General features: G+C 67.6%; 21 protein-coding genes. 15 read left to right on the plus strand and 6 right to left on the minus strand.

Annotation, left to right across the window (positions count from 1 at the left end):
• Positions 1-2: 2 nt before the first annotated feature.
• Positions 3-1,706, minus strand: a complete 1,704-nt coding sequence (gene ybaL / locus NJD74_RS01110) for a YbaL family putative K(+) efflux transporter (RefSeq protein ID WP_019186130.1) — start codon at positions 1,704-1,706, stop codon at positions 3-5.
• 259 nt (positions 1,707-1,965) lie between these two features.
• Positions 1,966-4,359, minus strand: a complete 2,394-nt coding sequence (locus tag NJD74_RS01115) for a TonB-dependent receptor (RefSeq protein ID WP_319623491.1) — start codon at positions 4,357-4,359, stop codon at positions 1,966-1,968.
• A 344-nt stretch (positions 4,360-4,703) separates the two neighbouring features.
• Between NJD74_RS01115 and NJD74_RS01120 the strand changes: the two genes are divergently transcribed.
• Entirely contained in the window at positions 4,704-6,560 is a 1,857-nt protein-coding gene (locus NJD74_RS01120) for an ABC-F family ATP-binding cassette domain-containing protein (protein ID WP_070425778.1), read from the plus strand.
• Positions 6,561-6,667: 107 nt separating this feature from the next.
• Here NJD74_RS01120 and NJD74_RS01125 read toward each other — a convergent pair whose 3' ends face one another.
• Positions 6,668-7,528 carry a LysR family transcriptional regulator gene (locus tag NJD74_RS01125; protein ID WP_070471254.1) on the minus strand — a complete coding sequence of 287 codons (861 nt, stop codon included), beginning with the start codon at positions 7,526-7,528 and terminating at the stop codon, positions 6,668-6,670.
• A gap of 205 nt (positions 7,529-7,733) precedes the next feature.
• On the opposite strand from NJD74_RS01125, the gene blaL2 reads away from it, so the two are divergent.
• Positions 7,734-8,636 carry a L2 family extended-spectrum class A beta-lactamase gene (gene blaL2 / locus NJD74_RS01130; protein WP_102788161.1) on the plus strand — a complete coding sequence of 301 codons (903 nt, stop codon included), beginning with the start codon at positions 7,734-7,736 and terminating at the stop codon, positions 8,634-8,636.
• A gap of 141 nt (positions 8,637-8,777) precedes the next feature.
• Here the strand turns inward: blaL2 and ggpS are convergent, their stop codons facing one another.
• Together ggpS and NJD74_RS01140 are read right to left on the minus strand one after the other, a co-directional pair.
• Positions 8,778-11,024 (minus strand): glucosylglycerol-phosphate synthase, encoded by a 2,247-nt coding sequence (gene ggpS / locus NJD74_RS01135; RefSeq protein WP_319623616.1) that lies wholly within the window; start codon positions 11,022-11,024, stop codon positions 8,778-8,780.
• A 62-nt stretch (positions 11,025-11,086) separates the two neighbouring features.
• Complete coding sequence (locus NJD74_RS01140; protein ID WP_019186136.1) at positions 11,087-12,355, minus strand: MFS transporter; 1,269 nt, start codon at positions 12,353-12,355, stop codon at positions 11,087-11,089.
• A 162-nt stretch (positions 12,356-12,517) separates the two neighbouring features.
• Here NJD74_RS01140 and NJD74_RS01145 point away from each other — a divergent pair, with 162 nt between their 5' ends.
• Positions 12,518-13,153, plus strand: a complete 636-nt coding sequence (locus NJD74_RS01145) for a hypothetical protein (RefSeq protein ID WP_070471257.1) — start codon at positions 12,518-12,520, stop codon at positions 13,151-13,153.
• Between the two features lie 83 nt (positions 13,154-13,236).
• On the opposite strand, the gene NJD74_RS01150 is transcribed toward NJD74_RS01145, so the two are convergent.
• Positions 13,237-14,187, minus strand: a complete 951-nt coding sequence (locus NJD74_RS01150; RefSeq protein WP_102788160.1) for a DUF3011 domain-containing protein — start codon at positions 14,185-14,187, stop codon at positions 13,237-13,239.
• 171 nt (positions 14,188-14,358) lie between these two features.
• On the opposite strand from NJD74_RS01150, the gene aspS reads away from it, so the two are divergent.
• The 12 genes from aspS to tolA all read left to right on the plus strand — a co-directional run bounded on the left by aspS (position 14,359) and on the right by tolA (position 25,636).
• Complete coding sequence (gene aspS / locus NJD74_RS01155) at positions 14,359-16,116, plus strand: aspartate--tRNA ligase (protein WP_319623492.1); 1,758 nt, start codon at positions 14,359-14,361, stop codon at positions 16,114-16,116.
• A gap of 171 nt (positions 16,117-16,287) precedes the next feature.
• A complete protein-coding gene (locus NJD74_RS01160) occupies positions 16,288-16,821 on the plus strand; it encodes a GNAT family N-acetyltransferase (RefSeq protein ID WP_046274331.1) in 534 nt (177 codons plus the stop codon).
• A 110-nt stretch (positions 16,822-16,931) separates the two neighbouring features.
• The gene (locus tag NJD74_RS01165) at positions 16,932-17,564 is read left to right on the plus strand and encodes an alpha/beta fold hydrolase (protein ID WP_026070240.1); all 633 of its coding nucleotides are present in this window, start codon (positions 16,932-16,934) and stop codon (positions 17,562-17,564) included.
• Between the two features lie 83 nt (positions 17,565-17,647).
• Positions 17,648-18,379, plus strand: coding sequence for a YebC/PmpR family DNA-binding transcriptional regulator (locus NJD74_RS01170; protein ID WP_319623493.1), 732 nt, complete (start codon positions 17,648-17,650; stop codon positions 18,377-18,379).
• 129 nt (positions 18,380-18,508) lie between these two features.
• Entirely contained in the window at positions 18,509-19,030 is a 522-nt protein-coding gene (gene ruvC / locus NJD74_RS01175; protein ID WP_019186142.1) for a crossover junction endodeoxyribonuclease RuvC, read from the plus strand.
• 10 nt (positions 19,031-19,040) lie between these two features.
• The gene (ruvA, locus tag NJD74_RS01180) at positions 19,041-19,631 is read left to right on the plus strand and encodes a Holliday junction branch migration protein RuvA (protein WP_046274332.1); all 591 of its coding nucleotides are present in this window, start codon (positions 19,041-19,043) and stop codon (positions 19,629-19,631) included.
• A 123-nt stretch (positions 19,632-19,754) separates the two neighbouring features.
• Positions 19,755-21,605 (plus strand): potassium transporter Kup, encoded by a 1,851-nt coding sequence (locus tag NJD74_RS01185; RefSeq protein WP_167390318.1) that lies wholly within the window; start codon positions 19,755-19,757, stop codon positions 21,603-21,605.
• 264 nt (positions 21,606-21,869) lie between these two features.
• On the plus strand, positions 21,870-22,910 hold the full coding sequence (gene ruvB, locus NJD74_RS01190) for a Holliday junction branch migration DNA helicase RuvB (RefSeq protein ID WP_046272623.1): 1,041 nt from the start codon (positions 21,870-21,872) through the stop codon (positions 22,908-22,910).
• Positions 22,900-23,343: a tol-pal system-associated acyl-CoA thioesterase gene (ybgC, locus tag NJD74_RS01195; protein WP_019185222.1), complete on the plus strand. Its 444-nt coding sequence runs from the start codon at positions 22,900-22,902 to the stop codon at positions 23,341-23,343. The genes ruvB and ybgC overlap by 11 nt, the downstream gene beginning before the upstream one ends.
• 10 nt (positions 23,344-23,353) lie before the next feature.
• Positions 23,354-24,133 (plus strand): protein TolQ, encoded by a 780-nt coding sequence (gene tolQ / locus NJD74_RS01200; RefSeq protein WP_019185221.1) that lies wholly within the window; start codon positions 23,354-23,356, stop codon positions 24,131-24,133.
• A gap of 23 nt (positions 24,134-24,156) precedes the next feature.
• Positions 24,157-24,585, plus strand: coding sequence for a protein TolR (tolR, locus tag NJD74_RS01205; RefSeq protein WP_019185220.1), 429 nt, complete (start codon positions 24,157-24,159; stop codon positions 24,583-24,585).
• Positions 24,575-25,636 carry a cell envelope integrity protein TolA gene (tolA, locus tag NJD74_RS01210; RefSeq protein WP_019185219.1) on the plus strand — a complete coding sequence of 354 codons (1,062 nt, stop codon included), beginning with the start codon at positions 24,575-24,577 and terminating at the stop codon, positions 25,634-25,636. The genes tolR and tolA overlap by 11 nt, the downstream gene beginning before the upstream one ends.
• Positions 25,637-25,832 lie beyond the last annotated feature (196 nt).

Here is a 25,832-nt window from a genome sequence, read left to right on the forward strand (position 1 = left end):
GGTCAGACCACCGGAATGCTGTGCTGCTGCCCCATCGTGCGGTACGGCGGGGTGGACATCACCATCTCGGCCAGCGAGTAGGCCAGCTCGCGCTCGGCCATGACCGTGCCATCGGCGCCGTGGGCGAGCAGGTGCTTCACCTCGGCATCGCTGTGTGCGCGTGCCAGCAGGGTCAGGCCCGGATTGAGCGCGCGCAGCTTGGCCAGGGTCTCACCGGCTTCCAGCGGCTGCGGAATCGCCAGCACGGCGATCTTGGCGCGCTCGGGGTGTGCTTCGGCCAGCACGCGATCAGAGGCCGCGCTGCCACGGATGCCCGGCAGGCCGGCCGCATGCGCCTCGGCGACGTGCTCCTTGTTGTCGTCGATGATCATCACCGGCACGCCACGGTCGCGCAGCACCTGCGCCAGCGCGCTGCCGACGCGGCCGTAGCCGATCACGATGGCATGGTCGTGCAGGTCCAGCGAGGGGCCGGGCGGCAGCTCGGTCTCCACCGCAGTGGGGGTGGTTTCCTGGTTCTTCAGCAGCCAGCGGTCGAGCAGGCCGAACACCAGCGGGTTGAGCATGATCGAGATCAGCGCACCGGCCAGTACCAGGGCCTGGCCGGTCGGCGGCAGGATCTTCAGGGTCACGCCGAGGCCGGCGATGATGAAGGCGAATTCGCCGATCTGCGCCAGGCTGGCCGAGATGGTCAGCGCGGTACCGGTCGGGTGGCCGAAGGCACGCACGATCACGAAGGCGGCGGCAGACTTGCCGAACATGATGATCGCAGCGGTGGCCAGCACCTGCCACGGGTGCTCGATCAGGATGGCCGGGTTGAACAGCATGCCGACCGAAACGAAGAACAGCACCGCGAACGCATCGCGCAGCGGCAGGGAATCGTTGGCGGCCTTGTGGCTCAGCTCCGATTCGTTGAGCAGCATGCCGGCGAAGAACGCGCCCAGCGCGAAGGAGACGCCGAACAGCATCGCCGAGCCGAATGCCACGCCCAGCGCGATCGCCAGCACGGCCAGGGTGAACAGCTCGCGCGAGCCGGTACCGGCGATGCGTTCCAGAATCCATGGGATCACCCGGCGCCCGACCACCAGCATCACCGCCACGAACAGGCCCAGCTGCACGAAGGTCCAGCCGATGCTGGCCAGCACGCTGCCGACGGTATGGGTTTCATTGGCCGCATCGGGGCCGAACACGCCGGCCAGCACCGGCATCATCACCAGGGCCAGGACGCAGGCCAGGTCTTCCACGATCAGCCAGCCGATCGCGATCTTGCCGCGCGTGGTTTCCAGCAGGCGCCGTTCTTCCATCGCGCGCAGCAGCACCACGGTACTGGCGGTGGCCAGCGAGAAACCGAACACCACGCCGTAGATCACCGGCCAGCCCATCAACGCGGCCAGGCCCCAGCCGAGCAGCGTGGCGACCAGGATCTGGCCGATCGCACCCGGGATGGCGATCGCTTTGACCTCCATCAGGTCCTTCAGCGAGAAATGCAGGCCGACCCCGAACATCAGCAGCATCACACCGATCTCGGCCAGCTGGTTGGCCAGGGCCTGGTCGGCAACGAAGCCGGGGGTGAACGGGCCTACGCAGATGCCTGCAATCAGATAACCGACCAGGGGAGACAAACGCAGCTTGTTGGCCAGCGCGCCGAAGATGAAGGCGAGCCCAAGGCCAACGGCAACGATGTTGATCAGGTCGGTGTCATGGTGCATCGGGGCTCGCAAAGATGGGGGGTGCCCCGATTTTCACCGATGCGGCCGGTCCGGGCAAACATCCTTGCCCGCAATGCTGCTATGTCCCCGTGGTCAGGTCATGTGCTGTCCGGGACAGCGAAGGCGCGCTGCGATGAATGCGCAGATCCCGGCATTTCGGCGGCCCAAACGCACATGCCCCGGGGGACCGGGGCATGTGCGTTTTTCAGGCGGTGACCGCGATGTTCGGTGGTGCCGGCCAGCGGCCGGCACTACCCTGTTACCACTTGTAGGTCACGCGCCCGTACACGTAGGCACCATTGAACCCGTACGGCGAGTAGTTGCTGTACGGCAGCATGCCCCAGGTGGAGTTCTGCAGGTCCACGGTGCGGTCGGGGTACTCGTCCAGGATGTTGTCCGCACCCAGGGTCAGGGTCCAGTTCTCGCTGGGCTTGTAGCTGGCCGAGGCATCGAGCACCCACGAGGCGTCGTAGGTCTGGTCACGCAGGGCGGTGGCCGAGTTGCGCACGGTGAACGAGCCGTAGCGCGTGGCGGCCAGGTTGAGGTCCCAGCGGTCCGAACGCCACGTGCCGCTGAGGATGGTCTTGTCGCGCGGGTAGCTGTCTTCGATGCGGCCGATCTCATCGCGGCCGATCAGCGACTGGGTGACGCCCAGCGCGCCGAACACCGCCGGCGAGGCGATGAACTTCTTCACCTCGGTCTCGTTGTAGCTGTAGGCCGCGGTCAGTTCCAGCGAACTGGCGGCGAAGGGGATGGTGTAGCTGGAGACCGCATCCACGCCGCGGGTGCGGGTGTCCACGCCGTTGGTGAAGTAGGAGAACGCCGTGACGCCCGGCAGCCCCAGGTTGGACAGCAGCGCATTGGCGGCGTCATTGGTGGTGATGTTGGTGGACAGCACGATGCGGTCATCGATGTCGATCTGGTACGCATCCACGGTCAGGTACAGCCGGTCCACCGGCTGCAGCACCAGGCCCAGGCTGTAGGAGGTCGAGCTCTCGGCCTTCAGCGGGCTGGCGCCCAGCGCCTGCGCGGCCGGGCTGGTGGTCGGGAAGGTGCCGCGTTCGACGAACACGCCGTTGACGATCGTGCTGGTCACTGCCTGGTAGCTCTGCTGGGCCAGCGACGGCGCGCGGAAGCCGCTGGACGCCGTGGCGCGCAGGGCAACCTTGTCGGTGAAGGCATAGCGTGCGGAGAGCTTGCCGGAGAACTTGTCGCCGAAGTCCGAGTAGTCCTCGTAGCGGCCGGTGACACCGGCGGAGAACTTGTCGCTGAGGTCGGCTTCCAGGCCGGCGTAGACGGCGTAGTTGTCGCGGTCGGCGTCCACGGCGTTGAGCGGGGTGAAGCCGCCGAAGCCCTGCGCACCGCTGCCGGTGTAGGAATTCAGTTCACCGGCCGATTGCTCCCACTTCTCCTTGCGGTACTCACCGCCGAAGGACAGCGTGACCGGGTAGGCCAGGCCCCAGTCCAGTGTCTTGGTCACATCGGCATTGACGATGTTCTGGGTGTACTCCAGCGCGCCGTCGTAGAACGAGCGCGGGCTGTTTACGCCGAGCGCGTAGTTGATGCTGTTGCGGGTGTGGAAATCGATCTTGTTGGCGCCGTAGTTGTAGCTGACATCCCAGTTCCAGCCGCTGTCCGTATCGCCCTTGACGCCGGCGACCAGCGAGCGGTCCTTGGAGTACTGGTTGATTTCCGGCACGAAGCCGTCCGGGTAGGTCTGCGCCAGCAGCGCGCCCTGGCTGAGGTGGTTGCGCGAGCGGTAGAACGCGAACGAGGTGATGTCACGGTTGCTGGCCATCGCCGTGGCGTAGGCCGAGACGTGGTCGCTGAACTGGAAGCTGGCGTTGGCCGAGGCGGCGGTCGCATCCACCTGCGGATCGCCGACCACGAAGGTGGTCTGGCCGATGCTGGGGAAGTTGCTCGTGTTCGGCGTGGTGCCCTGGTAGGGACCGGCGCGGTTGCTTTCGTCCTGCTGGATGATCTGGCCGGCCACGTGCACGCTGCCACGGCCGTCGGCGAAGCCGATGCCGGTATCGCCGGAGAGCTGGTACTTGTTGCCGTCACCGGCCGAGTACTGGCCGGCATCCAGCGCCAGACTGCCGCCGGAGGACGAGCCCTTGAGCACGATGTTGATCACGCCGGCGATGGCGTCCGAGCCGTACTGCGCCGAGGCGCCGTCGCGCAGCACTTCCACGCGCTCGATCGAGGCGATCGGAATCGCGTTGATGTCCACCGCCGAGGAGCCGCGGCCGATGCTGCCGTTGACGTTGATCTGGGCCGAGGTGTGGCGGCGCTTGCCGTTGACCAGCACCAGCACCTGGTCCGGGGAGAGGCCGCGCAGCTGCGCCGGGCGGATGCCGCTGGTGCCGTCGGTCAGGGCCGGGCGCGGGAAGTTCAGCGAGGGCAGGGCGCGGGCCAGGGCCGTGGCCAGTTCGGTGGTGCCGGTGGACTGCAGCGCCTCGGGGGTGATGATGTCGATCGGCGACTGCGACTCGGCCACGGTGCGGTCGGCCACGCGGGTGCCGGTGACGATGATGGTGTCCAGGGTGTTGGCCGCCGTGCGGGCGGGCGCATCCTGGGCCGTAGCGGCGAAGCTGGACATACCGAGCGCGACAGCTACGGCGGCGGCGAGCGTACTGGTCTTGCGGTTCATCAGGATGTGGCTCCGGTAGTGGCGGTGCTGCACCAAAGCGACATCACGACATCGAGGATCGGGTCTGCGAAGGCGGTTGTTGCGGTGCGCAATAGACGGATTAACGGGATATTCATCGCTTGTCAAATGTTTGCCGTTTTCGCAAAAAACGTTGCAGCAGCAACCATTTACGTGAGGCGGGGGATTCGACAGGAGGGTCCCGGGGAAGCGCGGGCAGGGTCGTGGGAGAGAGAAACGAGGCCTGCCGCGCATCCCGGGGCCCGTCAAGTATTCGTTAACGCTAGAATTACGTCGCAGGAAAGGTGCTCACCAGCACATTCCATTCCGTTATATGGACCCCCAAGATGATTTCCCTTCGTAACTTCGCCTTGCGCCGTGGCGAGCGGCTGCTGTTGTCCAATGTCGACCTGACCCTGCACGCGGGGTACCGCGTGGGCGTGGTCGGCCGCAACGGGGCCGGCAAGTCCAGCCTGTTCGCCGCCGTGAAGGGTGAGCTGGAGGCGGACAAGGGCGACGTCGATCTGCCCGGCAAGATCCGCATCGCCAGCGTGGCCCAGGAAACCCCGTCGCTGCCCGACCCGGCGCTGCAGTTCGTGCTGGAAGGCGACACCGAGGTGGCCGCCGTCATGCGTGAAGAGGCTGCGGCCGCGGCACGTGAAGACTGGGAAGCCGTTGCCACCGCCCACCAGCGCATGGCCGAGATCGGCGCCTATGACGCCGAAGCGCGCGCCGGCAAGCTGCTGCATGGCCTGGGCTTCCCGGCCGAGACGCACTCGCGTGCGGTCTCCTCGTTCTCCGGCGGCTGGCGCGTGCGCCTGAACCTGGCACGCGCGCTGATGATGCCCAGCGACCTGCTGCTGCTGGACGAGCCGACCAACCATCTGGATCTGGACGCGGTGTTCTGGCTGGAGCAGTGGCTGCTCAAGTACCCGGGCACCCTGCTGCTGATCTCGCATGACCGCGAGTTCCTGGACAACGTGGCCACCCACACCCTGCACCTGCACGGTGGCGGCGCCAAGCTGTACGTTGGCGGTTACACCGATTTCGAGCGCCAGCGCGCCGAACAGCTGCGCCAGCAGCAGCTCGCCCACGAGAAGGAACAGGCCGAGCGCGCGCATCTGCAGAGCTTCATCGACCGCTTCAAGGCGCAGGCCAGCAAGGCCGCCCAGGCGCAGAGCCGCATGAAGCGCCTGGCCAAGCTGGCCGGCACCGAGGCCGTGCGCGCCGAGCGCGAATTCCGCATCGAATTCGCCCCGCCGGCCAAGCTGCCGTTCTCGCTGATCCGCCTGAACCATGTCGAGGCCGGTTACGGCGCCGATTCGGTGATCCTGCACAACGTGGGCTTCGGCCTGGAGGCCGGCCAGCGCATCGGTCTGCTCGGCCCGAACGGCGCCGGCAAGACCACGCTGGTGAAGACCCTGGTGGGTGAGCTGGACCCGATCAGTGGCGAGCGTGCCGCGCATCCGGACCTGCGCATCGGTTACTTCGCCCAGCACACGGTGGAATCGCTGCACGAAGGGCAGTCGCCGATGGAGCACTTCCGCGACCTTGCCCCGGACGCGCCGAACCAGTCCTTCCGCGATTTCCTCGGCAAGTGGAACTTCGCCGGTGACCGCGCCTTCGAACCGGTGGATGGATTCTCCGGTGGCGAACGCGCGCGCCTGGCGTTGGCATTGATCGCCTACCAGCAGCCCAACGTGCTGCTGCTCGACGAACCGACCAACCATCTGGACCTGGAAATGCGCGAAGCGCTGGCTGAAGCGCTGGCCGACTTCGAAGGCGCGATCGTGATGGTCTCCCATGACCGCCATCTGATCGGCCTGGTCTGCGATACCTTCTGGCGCGTGGCCGATGGCGTGGTCGAGCCGTTCGATGGCGACCTGGATGCGTACGCGGCCTGGCTGCGGTCGCGTCCCGCCGCGCAGGGCACCAAGCAGAAGATGGCCGCGGCGGCTCCGGAGCCGGCACCGCCGACCCCGCCGCTGCCCGCGCGCAAGCCCGCCAACCCGCACAAGCTGGCCGCCGCGGAAGCCAAGGTGGGCGAGCTGGAGGCGCTGTTGGCCGACCTGGACCGCCAGCTGGCCGATCCGTCGAACTACGCCGATGCGACCCGCATGGCCGTGCTTGGGCGTGATCGCGAAGCCACTGCCACCCTGCTCAGCAAGGCCGAGCAGACGTGGATGGAGTTGCTGGACGCCTGATCGGGGCGGGCGATGCGGCACGCTGGTCGTGCCGCATCCCGTGTAGATCCACGCCATGCGTGGATGAGGTGCGTTCCGACGTTCGGCCATCCGCGCATGGCGTGGATCTACCGGGCTGCCAGCCATTCCCGGAACCGCCGCGCCGCATCACTCTCGGCCCGCGAGCGAAGCCGCGTCAGCCAGTACCGCCCCAGCTCCAGCGTCTGCGCGAAGGGCTGGATCAGGCGGCCGTGGGCCAGATCCTGCTCGAACATCTTCAACGGCAACAGCGCCACGCCGGCGCCTGCGGCGGCGGCACTGGCCAGCGTCAGTGACGAATCAAACACCGGGCCGCGGGCGTCCAGTTCCGGTACGCCTGCCGCCTGCAACCAGCGTGGCCACTCATCGCTGCGGTAGGAGCGCAACAGCGGCACGCTGGCCAGATCGCGCGGCTGCCGCAGCGTACGTGCCAGCGCCGGCGCGCACAGTGGCGCGAACGGTGCATCCAGTACGGGTTCGCTGACCTGCCCCTGCCAATCGCCATCACCGAACCGGATCGCCAGGTCCAGCCCTTCACCGGCCAGGTCGATGCGGTTGTTGTGGGTCTGCAGGCGCAGCTCGATATCCGGATGGCGCGCATTGAAATCCCCCAGGCGCGGCAGCAGCCAGCCGGTGGCGAAGGTGCCGACCACCCCCACGCTCAGCACCTCGCGGAAATGCCCGCCGACGAACCGGTCCAGGCTCACCGCGATACGGTCGAAGGCCTCGTTGAGCACCGGATACAGGCGCGCGCCTTCGTCGGTCAGTGCGACGCCACGCGGCAGGCGGGTGAAAAGCGACACCCCGAGCCGGTCCTCCAGTGCCCGGATCTGATGGCTCAGCGCAGCCTGGCTGACGCACAGCTCCAGCGCGGCGCGGGTGAAGTTCTGGTGCCGGGCAGCGGCCTCGAAGGCGCGCAGGGCATTGAGCGGCAGCTGGGGGCGGAGCATGGGCGAGCCGTGAGCAGGGATGATGCATCATCGCACCGCGGGGCGGTGCCGGCACGCCAATCACCACGGATACACCGGATTTCGTGGGGTTGGGAGGCGTGCTTCAGTCGGTGGTATTAGGTGAGCTGATGGCTCCCGATGAAAATCCTCGCTGGTGGCCGGCGCGCAACCTGCCAATACTCGGGCCTTCGCCAAGGAGAACCCCATGATCGCTCGACGACAGTTCCTGCAATGGACCGGCGCGGCTGCCGCCTCTGCATTGGCCGCCACCGCCTTCGCCAAGACGCCGCTGCCCTCGCCGCAACCTGCCGTCGCGGCGAAGGATTTCGCGGCGCTGGAAGCGGCCAGCGGCGGTCGCCTGGGCGTGACCCTGCTCAACACCGGCACCGGCTGGCGCACCGGCAACCGGCAGGACGAGCGCTTCCCGATGTGCAGCACGTTCAAGTTCGTGTTGTCCGCTGCGGTGCTGCATCTGGCCGACCAGGGCAGGCTCCCGCTGGACCAGCGCATCCCCGTGCGCCAGCAGGACATGCTCTCGCATGCGCCGGTGACGACGCGACACATCGGCAAGGATGTCACCGTGCGCGACCTGTGCCGGGCAACGATGATCACCAGCGACAACCCTGCCGCGAACCTGCTGCTGGGGGTGGTCGGTGGACCGGCCGGGGTGACCGCGTTCCTGCGTGCCAATGGCGATGCGGTGACCCGCAATGATCGGCTCGAGCCGGAGATGAACCGCTTCACTCCCGGCGACCCGCGCGATACCACCAGCCCGGCCGCGATGGCGGCCAGCCTGCAGCGCTTCGTGCTCGGGGATGTGCTGAAGCCTGCCTCGCGGCAGCAGCTGGCGGATTGGTTGATCGACAACGAAACCGGCGATGCGCGGCTGCGTGCCGGTTTGTCCAAGGCGTGGCGGGTCGGCGACAAGACCGGCAGCAACGGGGAGGACACCACCAACGACATCGCCATCCTGTGGCCGCTCGCCGGCGGTGCGCCGTGGGTGCTGACCAGCTACCTGCAGGGCGCGACGGTGGACGATGCCGGCCGCAACGATGTGCTGCGGCAGGTGGCCGTGATCGCCGAAGGCATCATGCAGCAGGCCGGGTAGGCGATACCGCCCGGCAGGCACCTACCGTTGGTCGGTGCGCACGCCGTAGTGCCGGCCGCTGGCCGGCAACCCATGAAGCCGGCATCGCCCGCAGCCGGCACCGCTTGGAGCCGGCCAGCGGCCGGCACTACCGTTCCCGCGTCAGCCTTCGGATTGGCTGGTGCGCACGGCCTCCAGGAACTCCCGGCCCCAGCGATCCACGTCGTAGTACTCCACGCTGCCGAACAGCTGGCGCATGCGTCCGGTGGCTTCCTCGTCGGGCATCGACAACGCCTGCAGCAGGCCAGCGGTGAGGTCGGCCGGGTCATGCGGGTTGGTCAGCACCGCCCCCTTCAACTCGGCCGCCGCACCGGCGAATTCGCTGAGCACCAGCACGCCGTTGCTGCCCTCGATCCCCTGCGTAGCGACGAACTCCTTGGACACCAGGTTCAAGCCATCACGCAGCGGGGTGATCCACATCACCTGCGCGGCGGCGTAATGGGCCACCACTTCTTCGAACGGCAGCGCCTGGGCGAAGAACCGCACCGGCGTCCAGTCCAGCCGCGAGAAGCGGCCGTTGATCCGCCCGACCGCCTGTTCGATCTGGTTCTGCAGCGTGCGGTAGATGGTCATCTCGCGCGCGGCGGGGACGCAGATCATCAGCAGGGTGACCTTGCCTTGGCGATCCGGATGCTGTTCCAGCAGGCGCTCGAAGGCTTCCAGCTTGGCCAGCGTGCCCTTGGTGTAGTCCAGCCGCTCCACCGAGAGCACCAGCTTGCGCGCGCCGATCTCGCGGCGCAGCTTGAAGATGTCGTTGCGCACGTCACTGCGTGCGAGCACGTTGTGGATGCGGCGCAGGTCGGTGCCCACCGGATGTGCACCCAGAGCGACTTCGCGATCGCCCACACGCAGGCGCGTGGTCATCGTGTCCAAGCCAACCGCGCACCCGTAGGTGAGGAAGCGCGGGGCGCAGCTTTCCCACGCCAGGCGCTCGGCCGGCATCGCACCGCGGACCACGTCCACGAAGTTCTCCACCTGGCGTGGAATGTGGAAGCCGATGTAGTCGCAGCTTAGCAGGCTGCCGATGATCTCGCGGCGCCACGGCACCACGTTGAACACATCGGCCGAGGGGAAGTAGGTGTGGTGGAAGAAGGCGATCTTCAGGTCCGGGCGCAGCTCGCGCAGGGTGGCCGGCACCATCCACAGGTTGTAGTCGTGGATCCACACCGTCGCGCCATGCGCGGCTTCGGCGGCAGTGGCCTCGGCGAACTTGCGGTTGACCTTCAGGAACACCTGCCAATCTTCCTCGCGGAACTTGGCGCGCTCCCAGAACACATGCAGCATCGGCCAGAACGCTTCCTTGGAAAAGCGCTTGTAGAAGATGTCCACTTCCTGCTTGCTCAGCGGCACGCGCGCAGCGGTCAGGGTCGGGTAGCGCTCGGCATCCACCGCCAGGTGGGTCTGGAACGGGCCGCGCTTGGGCTCATCGATGCCCCAGGCCACCCAGGAGCCTTTCTGGCCGCCTTCGAAGAAGCTCAGCAGCGAGGGAATGATGCCGTTCGGCGAGCGCGGCGGACGCTGCACCAGCACGCCGTCTTCCATGACTTCATCGAAGGGCAGGCGGTGGTAGACCATCACCAGGTCCGCCCCGTCGGCGCGTGCCTGCGCCGGCGGGCGCAGGAAGGGATCGTCATCGGCAAGCAGGTGGAAATGTTCGATCGCTTCGAGAATGCCACCACACCCCGGTGCCTGCGCGTGGAAGGTGTGGTCCAGATCGGCAGTGGCGGCGGTCAGTGCCGGCTCGGAATCGCCGACACACACACCGCGGAAACCGGAGGTATACATCGACAGGTCGTTGAGGGTGTCACCGGCGACCAGGATGCGGTCGCGCGGCAGTTCCAGCAGGCGCGCAAGCGCGGCCAGGGTGCGGCCCTTGTCGGTATCCGGCGGCAGGATGTCCAGATAGCGGTCGGCCGAATACAGCACATCGCAGCCCAGCGCCTGTGCGGCCGCCTGGATCTGCGAGCGCAGTGGCGCCAGCGTGTCCGGATCGCAGAAGTAAGAGCAGCGGCGTTCCTGCGGCACGTCCTGGCGCTGCAGCGCGGTGAACGGACGCATCGCCGCGGCGACCACCTGCTCGCCCGGCCAGTGCGCGTCGATCATCGATTGCAGGGGCTGCAGCGGCTGCAGGGTGTGGCCATCGACGACGGTGGCGCCGACATCGCAGACTACGTAGTCCGGGCGCGGAATGGCCGGATCGGAGAGCAGGGGCATCACCGCTTCCAGGCCGCGGCCGGTGATGAAGATCAGGCGGATGCCGGGGTGCTGGTCGACCAGCCGGTAGAGCCGATGGCGCGCGGCGGCATCGCCGGCGAGGAAGGTGCCATCCAGATCGGTGGCAAGGATCAGTTGCGGTGCCGGCGGCGCCGGCGGTGTACGGGTTGGAGTGAGGGAGGTCGGTGTCGAAACAGTCAATGCACTTCCTTATCGGAGTCAGAGGGGAGGGGGGTATCGGGATCCGGCGGTGCGGTGTCGGTCTCGGGCATGAGCTCAAGGGCCGAGGGCGTAGTGCGCAGCATCAGCCGGAACCCGACCGGATGCGTGCGCAGGCGCTGGAAACTGAGCAGGCGCGCGGTGGTGAACAACGCCAGCAGCATCAGCACCACCGCGAAGTACAACGGCAGCGCAGGCGCGCCAAAGCGTTGCATGGCCGCACCGGCCAGTGCCGGGCCAAGCGCAGCGCCCACGCCATGCACCAGCAGCAGGCTGGAGCACCCGGACAGCAGGTCTTCGCGTGGCAGATAATCGAGCATGTGCGCCACGGCGAAGGGATACAGGGCGAAGGCCAGCCCGCCGTAGAAGAAGAACAGGCCGAACAGCAGATGGGTCTGCAGCTGGATCATCGGCAGCGACGCCACGACGGCGATGCCGGCCGCAGCCAGGCTGAGGGCGACCAGCCCGGTGCGGCGGTCATGCCCGTCGCTGATATGGCCCAGCGGCCACTGCAGCAACGCGCCACCGGCGATGGCGGTCAGCATGAACAGGGCCACGCCATTGCCATCCAGGCCGACCTCGCCGGCGTACACCGGCAGCAGGCCCCAGAACGCGCCCATCGCCAGCCCGGACAGGCCGGCGGCAACGGTCGCCACCGGCGCCATCGCGTACAGGCGCGCCAGTTTCAGGCGCGGCACCGAGGGAATCTCCGGCGGGCGCAGCCGCGTGGCGGTGACCGGCAACACCGCCGCGCAGACCAGGATGGCGGTGAGCATGAACATCGAGGTCGCGCCGGCGTCGCCGAGCATCAGCAGCACCTGGCCCAGGGCCAGTGCCGAGAGATTGACCACCATGTAGAGCGAGAAGGCGCGGCTGCGCAGCCGGGGGTCGGGCTCGGCGTTGAGCCAGCTCTCGATCACCGTGTACAGGCCGACCAGGGCGATGCCGGTGAGGATGCGCAGTACGCCCCAGCCCACCGGATTGATCCACAGCGGGTGCAGCAGCACCGCGATGGCGGCGAGGGCGGCAAAGAAGGCAAACGCACGGATATGGCCGATGCGGCCGATCAGCGAGGGGGCGAAGAAGGTGCCGATGAAAAACCCGGCGAAATAGCCGGACATCACCAACCCCAACGTGCCGGCACCGAAGCCGGCTTCACCACCGCGCACCGCCAGCAATGTCCCGAGCAGGCCGCTGCCGGTCAGCAACAGCGCCACACCGGTGAGCAGGGCGGTCAGCCGCAACACGCGTGCGTCCTTCGTGGGGAAGAAGGCGAACGAATCACGTGACCGACCATAACACAGGGGCAATGAAGCGCTGGTTGCAGCGGCGCGGATGCGTTGGCAACCCTGTCTGTCGCATCAAGCGCGCGGTTTGCGCTGCCCGCTCGCGCCCGTTAGGGTGGGGGCATGAACGCAGTCAAACTTCTTCCTTTGGTCACTGCGCTGGCGATCACCGCCTGCAGCGGCACCAATGACACCGTCGGGCACGAGGTGTCGATGGCACCGTCCGATGCCTTCATGTCCGCCGTAGCCGCGCACTGCGGCAAGGCGTTCGAAGGCCGTATCGCGGTCAACGAACCGCGCACCGATGCGCCTGATCCTTTCGAGGGCAAGCGCCTGGTGATGCATGTGCGTGGCTGCGAGGATCCGGCACACGAGCTGCGGATCCCGTTCCATGTCGGCGACGACCACTCGCGCACCTGGGTGCTGAGCCGCACCGAGAACGGCCTGCGCCTGAAGCATGATCACCGCCACGAGGATGGCAGCCCGGATGCGGTCACGATGTACGGGGGTGACAGCAAGCCGCCGGGGACCGCGCAGCGCCAGTCGTTCCCGGTGGATTCGGATTCGGTGGCGATGTTCCGCAAGGCCGACATGCTGGCCTCCGTGCAGAACACCTGGGCGATGGAAGTGGACCCCGACCAGCGCTTCGTCTACGAGCTCACCCGGCCGGGCGGGCGCCACTTCCAGGTGGTGTTCGACCTGACCAAGCCGGTGGCTTTGCCGCCGGCGCCGTGGGGCAGTGAGACGCCGGCACCGTAACCCGGTCTCCCGACGCCGGCCGCAGGTGGCCGGCGCCGCAAGGTGCCGACCCACGGTCGGCACCGGGTGCAGGGCTGGCCCGCTCAGCGCGCCCCGAAGCGGGCGCGGCAGCCGCCGCTGACCCACAGGCTGCCATTGCTGTAGCCCCAGCTGCGGCCCTCCACGCAGGCCGTGCCGGACAGCTGCTGGACCAGTGCCGGGCGCCCCTGGCGGTCATCCCACGCGCAGGTCTGCTGGCGTTTGTCGTTGCTGCTGCAGGTCACGCTGTAGTTGCTGTTGCCACCGCCGCCCCAGTTGCCGCCGCTGTTGCCACGCGCCTCGGCGAACTCGCCGCGGCACCCGCGGTTGACCCACACCGCGCCATTGCGCACGCCCCAGGTCTGGCCTTCGACGCAGGCCGTACCGGAGATCTGGCGGACCAGGGTCGCGTTGCGCCAACCGGTGTTGCAGGTGCGCTCGCGGTTGTCCTGGCTCTCGCAGCGGATGGTCGCCCCGGTGCCGCTACCGCCGCCCCAGTTGCCGCCATTGCCGCGTCCCTCGACGAATTCGGCCCGGCAGCCGCCGCTGACCCAGACGGTGCCATTGCGCGAGCCCCAGTTGCGGCCCTCGGTACAGGTCGTGCCTGAAATCTGCCGGGACAGCCGGGCGCTGCGCCAGCCGGTGTTGCAGACCCGCTCGCGGTTGTCCTGGCTTTCGCAGCGGACCGTGCCGTTGTTGCCGGATCCGTTGCCGCCGCCATTCCAGCCGCCGCCGTTGCCGTTGCCGCGCAGCGAGGTGGCGATGTCCTGCTTGATGCGTGAGAAGCTCCAGCCCGAGTTGACCTGGGCCAGGTAGAAGCGCAGCTGGTCATCCGGGATCCGGCGGCCATTGGACTGGTCGGCGTATTCCTGGGTGATGACCCGGCTGCGGTCGGAGGAGGACAACTGCGACAGATTCTCCGGGGCATAGGCCCGGGTGCTGATCTGGGCGTGCAGGGCCGGGGCCATACAGGCCAGGGCAAGGGTGAGGCAAACGGTGCTCAGACGGCGTTGCATGGCGACATCCCCGTGCGGTCGTTGGTGCGCGGACTATAGGAACGCCCCCGGTTCAGAGCGCGTGATGCCGGGCCGCGGCGCCCGGATTTGCCCCGCCGGGCTGGCGGCCGCAGAATAACGGGCTTTCCGGCGCAGCTTGGCGCCGGCACTCTCCTGCGGAGCTTTACCCCCATGCGTACCCACTTCTGTGGCCTGGTCGACGAGACCCTGATTGGCCAAACCGTTACCCTCGCCGGCTGGACCGACGTTGCCCGCAACCAGGGCGGCGTGGTCTTCATCGATCTGCGCGATCATGAAGGCATCGTGCAGGTGACGGTGGAAGTCGACAACGCAGCCGTGTTCGCCGTAGCCGCCAGCCTGGGCTACGAGGACGTGCTGCAGGTCGAAGGCGTGGTGCGTGCGCGGCATGCGGCCAACGACAAGCTCCGCACCGGCAGCGTGGAAGTGATCGCCACGTCGATCACCGTCCTCAACAAGGCCGAGCCGCTGCCGTTCCACGCGCACGAGAACCCGGGCGAGGAAACCCGCCTGAAGTACCGTTACCTGGACCTGCGCCGCCCGGAAATGCAGCGCATGCAGCGCACCCGCATCAAGCTGGTGCAGGCGCTGCGCCGCCACCTGGACGCCACCGGTTTCCAGGACATTGAAACCCCGATCCTGACCAAGGCCACCCCGGAAGGCGCCCGCGACTTCCTGGTGCCGGCGCGCATGCACCCGGGCGAGTTCTACGCCCTGCCGCAGAGCCCGCAGCTGTTCAAGCAGATCCTGATGGTGGCCGGCTTCGACCGCTATTACCAGATCGCGCGCTGCTTCCGCGATGAAGCCCTGCGTGCCGATCGCCAGCTGGAATTCACCCAGCTGGACATGGAGTTCGCCTTCGTGCGCGAGCGCGACGTGCAGGACTTCGTGGAAACCATGATCCGCGCCATCTTCAAGGAGGTGGTGGACGTGGAGCTGGCCGCCAGCTTCCCGCGCATGACCTGGGCCGAGGCGATGCGTCGCTATGGCTCGGACAAGCCGGACCTGCGCATCGCGCTGGAGCTGGTGGACGTGGCCGAACTGGTCAGGACCAGCGAGTTCCCGGTGTTCACCGCGGCCGCCAACGATGCCGACGGCCGCGTGGCTGCGCTGCGCATCCCGGGCGGTGCCAGCCTGTCGCGCAAGCAGATCGACGAGTACGCCGCGCATGCCGCCAAGTACGGTGCCAAGGGCCTGGCCTACATCAAGATCAGCGAGAGCGGCGAAGTCAGCTCGCCGATCGCCAAGTTCTTCAGCGAAGAAGCCTTCGCCGCGCTGGTCGCCCATGTCGGCGCCGGTAACGGGGACATCGTGTTCTTCGGCGCCGGTGGCTACAACAAGGTCTCCGACTTCATGGGCGCCCTGCGCCTGAAGGCCGGCAAGGACTTCAACCTGGTCGCCGACGGCTGGGCACCGCTGTGGGTCACCGATTTCCCGATGTTCGAGTACGACGACGAAGCCCAGCGCTACGTCGCCCTGCATCACCCCTTCACCGCCCCGGCGGTGGACGACATCGCCGACCTGCGCGCGAATGCGAAGACCGCCGTGTCGCGTGGCTATGACATGGTGCTCAACGGCAACGAGATCGGCGGTGGCTCGATCCGTATCCACCGCTCGGACATGCAGAGCGCGGTGTTCGAACTGCTGGGCATCGGTGCCGAAGAGGCCGAGGGCAAGTTCGGCTTCCTGCTCGATGCGCTGCGTTTCGGCGCGCCGCCGCACGGTGGCATCGCCTTCGGCATCGACCGTATCGCCGCGCTGATGGCCGGTACCGAGTCGATCCGCGACGTCATCCCGTTCCCGAAGACCACCGGCGCGCAGTGCCTGATGACCGGCGCCCCGTCGCCGATCCCGGACGAGCAGCTGGCCGAAGTGCACGTGCAGGTCCGCCCGCGCGCCGTCAAGGAATAAGCCGGGACGCGCCGGCCCCCGGTCGGCGTCGACACGTGGCAGGTACCGACCGGTGGTCGGTACCTGCTGCGGATCCTGCCCACCAGGATCGACAGGTTCGTGGGTGGTGGGGCGCCATCGCCGCCACGTTCAGGTAAATTGGCGGTTCTTGCCGATGCCGATGCTCCCGCCGTGACTCCAGGCCGCTATACCATCCGCCGCGCCACCCCGGACGACGCCCAGACCCTGTCGGTGCTGGCCACGCGCACGTTCGTGGAAACCTTCGGCTCCCTGTACCCGCCCGAAGACCTGCAGGCCTTCCTGGATGAGGCGTACCCGGCGCAGCGCCAGCGCATCATCCTTGAACACCCCGATTACGCGGTCTGGCTGCTGGAGCTCGATGGCGTCGCCGTGGGCCATGCCGCCGCCGGCCCCTGTGGCCTGCCGCATGCCGAGGTGCAGCCCGGCGATGGCGAACTCAAGCGGCTGTACCTGATCAAGGACCAGCAGAGCTGCGGCTGGGGCAGCCGCCTGTTCGAAACCGCGCTGGCCTGGCTGGAACGGGAAGGCCCGCGCACGCTGTGGCTGGGCGTCTGGTCGGAGAACTTCGGCGCGCAGCGGTTCTATGCCCGCTATGGCTTCAGCAAGGTCGGCACCTACGAGTTCCCGGTCGGCAGCGTGCGCGACCTGGAGTTCATCCTGCGCCGCCCGCCCACGGCGGGCTGAGCACGACATCGTCATGGCCGCAGCGGCTTCACCTGCCGTTGGCTGGCCCATTTGTCTAATGACGCTGTTTCCTTCTGCAGGCGCCCCGCCCAATGGGCGAGGCTGACATCATGAATCCCCCCGTTTTACTGCTGCATGGCATCTGGAACGCACGCGCCTGGGTCGGCCCGTTGGCCTGGCGCCTGCGCGCCCGTGGCTTCACCGTGGATACCTTCGGGTATTCGAGCGTGTTCGGTGGTCCCGAGGTGGCAGTGCCGCAGCTGCTGGAGCGGCTCAAGGACAGTGGTCCGGTCTCGCTGGTCGGCCACAGCCTGGGCGGGCTGGTCGCCCTTGAGGCCCTGCGGCGCGCCCCGGAACTGCCGGTGTCGCGCGTGGTCTGCCTGGGCTCGCCACTGCGCGGCAGCGTGACCGCCCGCTCCCTGAGCGATCACGGCTGGTCGCTGGCGCTGGGGCGCAGCTCGGAACTGCTGCTCGATGGGCTGCCGGCCTGGGAGGGCAGGGCCCAGGTCGGCCTGATCGCCGGCTCGGTCCCGCATGGGTTGGGCAGCCTGCTGGGCGCCTGTGGCGAGGCCTCCGATGGCACCGTGGCGCTGGATGAGACCCAGCTGCCGGGCCTGGCCGACCACTGTGTGATCCCGGCCAGCCACAGCGGGCTGGTGTTCTCGCCCGATGCCGCGCGGCAGACCGCCGCCTTCCTGCGCGATGGCCGGTTCCGGCGCGATGATGCGGCCCACGCCGCCTGAGCGGGCGGGGTGGTGACACGGGCGGGGCGGCGGATCAGGTAGAATTCGCGCCCTGTTCCTGACAGAAGCACGAGAGTCACCCCATGGGTAGAGGCCCCTCCATCGAGAACCGCAAAAACGCGTCTGACGCGAAGCGCGGCAAGATTTTCACCAAGATCATCCGCGAGATCGGCGTTGCCGCGCGCGGCGGTGGAGGCGACCCCAACAACAACCCGCGCCTGCGCGTTGCCATGGACAAGGGCCTGTCCTCGAACATGTCCAAGGACGTGATCGAGCGCGCCATCAAGAAGGCGACCGGTGAGCTGGAAGGCGTGGAGTACGAAGAGATCCGCTACGAGGGCTATGCCCCCGGTGGCGTGGCCGTGATCGTGGACTGCCTGACCGACAACCGCGTGCGCACCGTGGCCGATGTCCGCCATGCGTTCAGCAAGTGCGGCGGCAACATGGGCACCGAAGGCTCGGTGGCCTTCATGTTCAAGCGCCTGGGCGTGCTGCACTTCGCCGCCAGTGCGGACGAAGAAGCCGTCACCGAAGCGGCGATCGAGGCCGGTGCGGACGACATCGTGGTCTACCCGGAAGATGGGGCGATCGATGTGCTCACCGCGGCCGACAGCTATCACGCCGTCAAGGACGCGATGGAAGCAGCCGGTTTCAAGCCGGACCATGCCGAAATCACCTTCCGTGCCGACAACGACATCAAGGTCGAGGGCGACACCGCTCTGCAGGTCAAGAAGCTGCTGGACATGCTCGAAGACCTGGACGACGTGCAGGACGTGTTCTCCAACGCCGATCTCGGCGCGGACGCCTACGCCTGAGCGGGCCCTTCACCGGTCGCTTTGCGCGACCGGTGAGCGGACAATGCGGACCATGATGACTCCAGCCGTTCCCTGTTATCCCCGCCGCATGTGTCCCTTCCGGGCCGCGGGCGGCCGTGTGCGTGCCGCATGACACGCATCCTCGGCATCGACCCCGGTTCGCAGCGCACCGGGGTGGGCATCATTGATGTGGACGCCGCCGGCAGGGTGGTGCATGTCCACCACCTGCCGCTGGTGCTGCTGGGCGCGGACGACTTCCCGCAGCGGATGAAGCTGCTGGTGGTGGGCCTGACCGCCCTGGTCGAGGAGTACCGCCCCGACGAAGTGGCCATCGAAAAGGTGTTCATGGCACGCAACCCGGATTCGGCACTGAAGCTGGGCCAGGCCCGCGGCGCGGCCATCTCGGCCGTGGTGATGCGCGACCTGCCGGTCAGCGAATACGCGGCCACCGAGATCAAGCTGGCCGTGGTCGGCCGCGGTGGCGCGGAAAAACAACAGGTCCAACACATGGTCGGGCTCATGCTCAACCTGAAAACCAAGCTGCAGGCCGACGCCGCCGACGCGTTGGCCGTGGCGATCACCCACGCCCATGTCCGGGCCACGGCGCTGCGCCTGGGCGTCAATGCGCGCCAGGCCTGGAGCCGGAAATGAGGAAAACTGCATGATTGGTCGTCTGCGCGGGATCGTGGCCTACAAGGCGCCGCCGTGGCTCATGGTCGACGTCAATGGCGTCGGTTACGAACTGGAGGCGCCGATGAGCACCTTCTACGACCTGCCCGAGCTGGGCCGCGAGGTCACGCTGTTCACCCATTACGCGCAGAAGGAAGACAGCGTCTCGCTGTACGGTTTCCTGCGCGAGGGTGAGCGCCGCCTGTTCCGCGATGTGCAGAAGGTCAGCGGGATCGGCGCCAAGATCGCGCTGGCGGTGCTCTCCGGCGTCAGCGTGGACGAGTTCGCGCGCATGCTGCAGGCCGGCGACATCACCGCGCTGACCCGCATCCCGGGCATCGGCAAGAAGACCGCCGAGCGCATGGTGCTGGAGCTGCGCGACCGCGCGGCCAACTTCGGCGGCGGCGGGGCACCCATCGCCGGCGCGGCACCGGCCACCGATCCGGTCTCCGAGGCGACCGTGGCCCTGCAGCAGCTGGGTTACAAGCCGGTCGAGGCTGCACGCATGGCGCGCGACGCCAACGCCGAAGGCGACGATGTCGCCACGGTCATCCGCAAAGCCCTGCAGGCTGCGCTGCGCTGAGCCGCGCGCCCGCCTGTTCCTGATCCGATACCGACCGCGTCCGCCCGGAGCCTCATGTCCACCACTTCCCCCCAGCACAGCGACGGCCAGGCCCCGCACGGCCACGCGCCGGCGGCCGGCGGCATGGCGCTGATGATCGGCGCCATCGGCGTGGTGTTCGGCGACATCGGCACCAGCCCGCTGTATACGCTGAAAGAAGCGTTCTCCCCGCACTACGGCCTCAACAGCGACCATGACACCGTGCTGGGCGTGCTGTCCCTGGCGTTCTGGGCACTGAACATCGTGGTGACGCTCAAGTACGTCACCATCATCATGCGCGCCGACAACGACGGCGAGGGCGGCATCATGGCGCTGATGGCACTGACCCAGCGCACGCTGCGGAACGGCTCGCGCTCGGCCTACGTGGTGGGCATCCTGGGCATCTTCGGCGCCTCGCTGTTCTTCGGCGACGGCGTGATCACCCCGGCCATCTCCGTGCTGGGTGCGGTCGAAGGCCTGGAGGTCGCGGCCCCGGGGCTGCACAACTTCATCGTGCCGATCACCGTGGTGGTGCTGCTGGCGGTGTTTGCCGTACAGCGCTTCGGCACGGCCAAGATCGGCAAGCTGTTCGGCCCGATCACCTCGATCTGGTTCATCTCCCTGGCGGCGATCGGCATCTGGAACATCGTCGATGCGCCGGAAGTGCTCAAGGCCTTCAACCCGATGTGGGCGCTGCGCTTCTTCATGGAGCACGGCTGGCACGGCATCTTCATCCTCGGCGCGGTGGTGCTGGCGGTGACCGGTGGCGAGGCGCTGTATGCCGACATGGGCCACTTCGGCGCCAGGCCGATCCGCCACGCCTGGTATTACTTCGTGCTGCCGTGCCTGGTGCTGAACTACCTGGGGCAGGGCGCGTTGGTGCTCAAGCACCCCGAAGCGGTGAAGAATCCGTTCTTCGAAGCGGTACCGGAGTGGGGCCTGTACCCGATGATCGTGCTGGCCACGATGGCGGCGGTGATCGCTTCGCAGTCGGTGATCACGGGGGCGTTCTCGGTTTCGCGCCAGGCCATGCAGCTGGGCTACATCCCGCGCATGCGCATCACCCACACCTCGCACGACACCATCGGCCAGATCTACATCCCGGGCATCAACTGGGGCATCGCGGTGATGGTGATCGGGCTGGTGCTGGCCTTCCGCAGCTCCTCCAACCTGGCCGTGGCCTACGGCATTTCGGTGTCGGCCACCATGCTCATCGATACCCTGCTGCTCGCACTGGTCGCCCGCGCGCTGTGGCCGAAGGCGCGCAACTGGATCCTGCCGCTGTGCGTGATCTTCTTCGTGATCGACCTGGGCTTCGTGATCGCCAACGGCGCCAAGCTGCTGCAGGGCGCGTGGTTCCCGGTGGTGCTGGGCATCGTGCTGTTCACCATGATGCGCACCTGGCGCCGGGGCCGCGAGCTGCTGCGCGATGAGATCCGCAAGGACGGCATCCGGATCGACACCTTCCTGCCGGGCCTGATGCTGGCCCCGCCGGTGCGGGTGCCGGGTACCGCCGTGTTCCTGACCGCCGACCCCTCGGTGGCCCCGCACGCGCTGATGCACAACCTCAAGCACAACAAGGTGCTGCACGAGCGCAACGTGTTCCTGCACGTGGTGACCCTGCCGGTGCCGTACGCGCCTTCGGGCCAGCGCCTGAAGATCGAGTCGGTGGGCGATGAGTTCTATCGGATCTACGTGCGCTTCGGCTTCATGGAGACCCCGGACGTACCGCTGGCGCTGATGCGCTCGTGCGACCACGGCGGGATCTACTTCGACCCGATGGACACCACCTTCTTCGCCAGCCGCGAGACCATCGTGGCAACGGCCAACCGCGGCATGCCGATCTGGCGCGACAAGCTGTTCGCGCTGATGCACCGCAACGCGGCGCCGGCGACCGGGTTCTTCCGGATTCCGGGGAATCGGCTGGTGGAACTGGGCGCGCAGGTGGAGATCTGACTGCGCCGGATCGCCCCTTGCGGCCCAAGGTTTGCTGCGCAGACCTTGGGACCCGGGCGCCTTCCACTTAAAACCCCGCACCTTCGGTGTGCCCCTCCGATGCTTAACCGGTAGTGCCGGCCGCTGGCCGGCTCCCGGTGACCCCTGCATCGCGTGGAGCCGGCCAGCGGCCGGCACTACCTGGAGCGTGCATCGTGCGGAGCCGGCCAGCGGCCGGCATTACCTGGAACGCGGATCGCGCTCCTTTTGCCGCATAATTGCCGCATGACAGACGACCGCATCATCGGTGCCGGTGCCACCCGCGAAGACGAGGGCACCGACGCCAGCATCCGCCCCAAGCGCATGGCCGATTACCTGGGCCAGGCGCCGGTGCGCGAGCAGCTGTCGATCTACATCGAAGCGACCAAGGCGCGTGGCGACGCGCTCGACCACGTGCTGATCTTCGGGCCGCCAGGCCTGGGCAAGACCACCTTGAGCCACGTGATCGCCAACGAGCTGGGGGTCGCGCTGCGCGTCACCTCCGGGCCGGTGATCGAGAAGGCCGGTGACCTGGCCGCGCTGCTGACCAACCTGCAGCCGCACGATGTGCTGTTCATCGATGAAATCCACCGCCTCTCGCCGGTCGTCGAAGAAGTGCTGTACCCGGCGATGGAAGATTTTCAGATCGACATCATGATCGGCGAGGGCCCTGCGGCCCGCTCGATCAAGATCGATCTGCCGCCGTTCACGCTGATCGGTGCGACCACCCGTGCCGGCCTGCTGACCGCGCCGCTGCGCGACCGCTTCGGCATCGTGCATCGGCTGGAGTTCTATACGCCCGAAGAGCTGACGAAGATCGTCCGGCGCTCGGCCAGCATCCTCAACATCGACTGCACCGCCGAAGGGGCGGCCGAGATCGCCCGGCGCTCGCGTGGCACGCCGCGTATCGCCAACCGGCTGCTGCGCCGGGTACGCGACTTCGCGCAGGTGAAGGCGGCCGGCCACATCGACCAGGACGTGGCCCAGGCCGCCATGCAGATGCTCAAGGTCGACCCGGAGGGCTTCGACGAGCTCGATCGGCGCCTGCTGCGGACCATGGTCGATTACTTCGACGGCGGTCCGGTCGGGATCGAATCGCTGGCCGCCGCGCTCTCCGAAGAGCGTGGCACGCTGGAAGACGTGGTCGAACCCTATCTGATCCAGCAGGGCTTCCTGATCCGCACCGCCCGGGGCCGCATGTGCACGCACAAGGCTTACCGGCACATGGGCCTGAAGCCGAAGAATCCGCCGGCCGACCTGTTCGCGGAGGTCCCGGATGTCGGTTGATCCCCGGGTTGAGCCCCGATTCAGTTGGCCGACACGCATTTACTGGGAAGATACCGACGCTGGCGGGGTCGTGTACCACGCCCGCTACGTGGCCTTCATGGAACGGGCGCGGACCGAATGGATGCGCGCATTGGGGTATGGTCAGGAGCGCATGCGCTGCGACCATGGCCTGGTGTTCGCGGTGCGCAGCATGACCATGGATTTCCTCAAGCCGGCGCGGCTGGACGATGCGCTGGCGGTCACCGCCACGCTGGTGCAGTGCAAGCGTGCCAGCATGGTGTTCGCCCAGGCCGTGTGCCGGGGCGAGGAAACACTGCTGACCGCGCAGGTGAAGATCGCCGCGCTCGATGCAGCCACCTTCAAACCGCGTGGCATGGACGATGCACTGCATGCCGCGCTGAAACACCTCGAATTTCCAGAATCCGCATACTGAGGAACAACGGATGATCGCAATGCTCCTGGCCCTGCAGGCCACGGTGACCGAAGCGCTGCCGCAGGAAGTCACCAGCGCCGCGGCGCAGACTGTCGCCCAAGCCGCGCATGGCGGTGGCATCAACTACCTGGACCTGATGGTCAAGGCCAGCATCCCGGTGAAGATCATCGTGCTGCTGCTGCTGGCCGGCTCGTTCATCAGCTGGGTGATCATCTTCCGCAAGGCGCGCGTGTTCAACGCCGCCAACCGCGCTGCCGACGAGTTCGAAAGCCGCTTCTGGTCCGGTGCGGACCTGGGCAAGCTGTACAGCTCGGCGACCGACCGCAACCGCCAGGTCGGTGGCCTGGAAGCGATCTTCGAATCGGGCTTCCGCGAGTTCACCCGCCTGCGCGACAAGCGCCGCTTGGATGGCCGCGCCCAGCTGGAAGGTGCCCAGCGCGCCATGCGCACCACCTATACCCGCGAAGTGGACCAGATGGAGCGCAGCCTGGAGCTGCTGGCCAACATCGGCTCGACCGCCCCGTACGTGGGTCTGGTCGGCACCGTGTTCGGCATCATGGTGACCATGCACGACATGATCAACAGCGGCGAGCAGGCCGGTATCGCCTCGGTCGCCCCGGGTATCTCCGAAGCCCTGTTCGCCACCGCCATCGGCCTGTTCGTGGCGATCCCGGCGGTGTGGGCCTACAACCGCTTCACCACCCGCGTGGAGCGCATGTCGGTGCGCTTTGAAACCTTCGCAGAAGAGTTCAGCTCGATCCTGCAGCGTCAGACCGCGGGCGACGAGTAAGCGCCCAGCACAGGAGTCCTGCCATGACCGCAGCCATTGGCCGCCGCAAGCGCCGAAAGCTCAAATCCGAAATCAACGTCGTGCCCTACATCGACGTCATGCTGGTGCTGCTCATCATCTTCATGGTGACCGCGCCGCTGCTCACGCTGAGCTTTGAAGTGGATCTGCCGACCTCCCAGGCCAAGGCGCTGGAGAGCAAGCAGGATCCGGTGATCGTCTCCGTCCGCCTGGATGGCCAGCTCAGCCTGAAGCTGCCCGAGGCCAAGGATCCGGAACCGATGGATGCCGCCCGCCTGCAGGCCCAGCTGTCCGCGCTTTCCTCGCAGGACAAGAACCTGCGCGTGATCGTTGCCGCCGACAAGGCCGTGGCCTATGAGAAGGTGGTCGCGGCCATGGACGTGATCAAGCGCGCCAACGTGGAAAAGGTGGGCCTGGCGACCGATGCACGCTGAAGCCCTGCCACCGCAGCGTCAGCCTGAAGAGAAGTGGGGTCTGCCGATCGCGCTGGCGCTCGGCGTGCACCTGCTGCTGGCCCTGATCTTCATTGCCGCCTGGTTGTGGTCGCCGCAACGCACCACCGAAGCGGCCGCTGGCGATCCGGCCATCGAGGCCAGCCTGCAGCTGTCCGCCTCCGAAGCCTCGGCCGCGCGCCAGGCCCTGCGCGCCTCCGAGACGCTGCCGGACCTGCCCGAACCGGTCGCCGAGCCCGAGCCCATTCCCGAAGACACCGTGCCGCCGCCGCAGCCGTTGCCCGAGCCGCGCCCGCAGGACGCGCCGACGCCGCAGCAGTCGCAGGCGCAGGAGCGCATCGCCCAGCCCGACACGGTCGACCAGGAAGCGGTCAACGCGCTGGCGATCTCGGCTGAAAAGGCCAAACAGGAGCAGGAAGCCAAGCGCCGCCAGGAACAGATCGACCTGACCGAGCGCAAGCGCCAGGAACAGGCCGAGCAGAAGCTGCGCCTGGCCAAGCAGCAGGAAGAGGCCGAGCTGAAGAAGAAGCTGGCCGAGCAGGAACAGAAGGCCAACGACGCCAAGGCCGAGGCCGAGCGCGACAAGAAGCTGGCCGAGATCCGCCGCAAGCGCGCCCAGGCCGAGAACGAAGCCAAGCTGGCCGAGCAGAAGCTGCGCCAGGTCACCGCCGCGCGTGCCGCCAATGCCTCGGCCTCCACCGCCGGTGCCACCGGTGCCGCCAAGCCGGCGGCCGGTGCGGGCGGGACCAGCGACGATCTGAGCGCCAAGTACGCCGCCGCGATCCAGCAGAAGGTCTCCGCGCAGTGGACGCGTCCGGATTCGGTGCCATTGGGCCAGCGCTGCCAGGTCTCGATCACCCAGATTCCGGGCGGGCAGGTCATCCAGGCCAAGGTCAGCGGCAGCTGCCCGTTCGACGAAGCCGGCCGCCGCTCGATCGAGGCCGCCGTATTGAATGCCCAGCCGTTGCCGTACCGCGGTTTCGAATCGGTGTTCGCGCGCACGATCAACTTCACCTTCACCGCCCAGGATTGATCCCGGGCGGTCCGGTGAAGTTCCGCCGGCACGCTGTACAGGGGCTCATGGCCAAGTTGGGGGGCGGAGCGCGCCGAATCCGGCCGGTTGGTTAACGGGCCGTGAGATTTGTGCGCTCGGTGACTCGGAATTCACACTGCCTTGGTTCATGATTGCGAAACTGTTCACCGCGGTCCTGTTATCCCTCGTTCTGGTT

This window comes from Stenotrophomonas sp. RG-453, from assembly GCF_033843685.1.
GTDB classification, from domain to species: domain Bacteria; phylum Pseudomonadota; class Gammaproteobacteria; order Xanthomonadales; family Xanthomonadaceae; genus Stenotrophomonas; species Stenotrophomonas bentonitica_A.

Coding starts and splice junctions, on each gene's coding strand:
- NJD74_RS01115 (WP_319623491.1), bottom strand. CDS start 4,359: ATGAACCGCAAGACCAGTACGCTCGCCGCCGCCGTAGCTGTCGCGCTC.
- ybgC (WP_019185222.1), top strand. CDS start 22,900: ATGTCGGTTGATCCCCGGGTTGAGCCCCGATTCAGTTGGCCGACACGC.
- NJD74_RS01185 (WP_167390318.1), top strand. CDS start 19,755: ATGGCGCTGATGATCGGCGCCATCGGCGTGGTGTTCGGCGACATCGGC.
- aspS (WP_319623492.1), top strand. CDS start 14,359: ATGCGTACCCACTTCTGTGGCCTGGTCGACGAGACCCTGATTGGCCAA.
- NJD74_RS01165 (WP_026070240.1), top strand. CDS start 16,932: ATGAATCCCCCCGTTTTACTGCTGCATGGCATCTGGAACGCACGCGCC.
- tolR (WP_019185220.1), top strand. CDS start 24,157: ATGACCGCAGCCATTGGCCGCCGCAAGCGCCGAAAGCTCAAATCCGAA.
- NJD74_RS01145 (WP_070471257.1), top strand. CDS start 12,518: ATGAACGCAGTCAAACTTCTTCCTTTGGTCACTGCGCTGGCGATCACC.
- NJD74_RS01170 (WP_319623493.1), top strand. CDS start 17,648: ATGGGTAGAGGCCCCTCCATCGAGAACCGCAAAAACGCGTCTGACGCG.
- ruvA (WP_046274332.1), top strand. CDS start 19,041: ATGATTGGTCGTCTGCGCGGGATCGTGGCCTACAAGGCGCCGCCGTGG.
- tolQ (WP_019185221.1), top strand. CDS start 23,354: ATGATCGCAATGCTCCTGGCCCTGCAGGCCACGGTGACCGAAGCGCTG.
- blaL2 (WP_102788161.1), top strand. CDS start 7,734: ATGATCGCTCGACGACAGTTCCTGCAATGGACCGGCGCGGCTGCCGCC.
- NJD74_RS01120 (WP_070425778.1), top strand. CDS start 4,704: ATGATTTCCCTTCGTAACTTCGCCTTGCGCCGTGGCGAGCGGCTGCTG.
- ruvB (WP_046272623.1), top strand. CDS start 21,870: ATGACAGACGACCGCATCATCGGTGCCGGTGCCACCCGCGAAGACGAG.
- NJD74_RS01150 (WP_102788160.1), bottom strand. CDS start 14,187: ATGCAACGCCGTCTGAGCACCGTTTGCCTCACCCTTGCCCTGGCCTGT.
- ybaL (WP_019186130.1), bottom strand. CDS start 1,706: ATGCACCATGACACCGACCTGATCAACATCGTTGCCGTTGGCCTTGGG.
- NJD74_RS01125 (WP_070471254.1), bottom strand. CDS start 7,528: ATGCTCCGCCCCCAGCTGCCGCTCAATGCCCTGCGCGCCTTCGAGGCC.
- ruvC (WP_019186142.1), top strand. CDS start 18,509: ATGACACGCATCCTCGGCATCGACCCCGGTTCGCAGCGCACCGGGGTG.
- tolA (WP_019185219.1), top strand. CDS start 24,575: ATGCACGCTGAAGCCCTGCCACCGCAGCGTCAGCCTGAAGAGAAGTGG.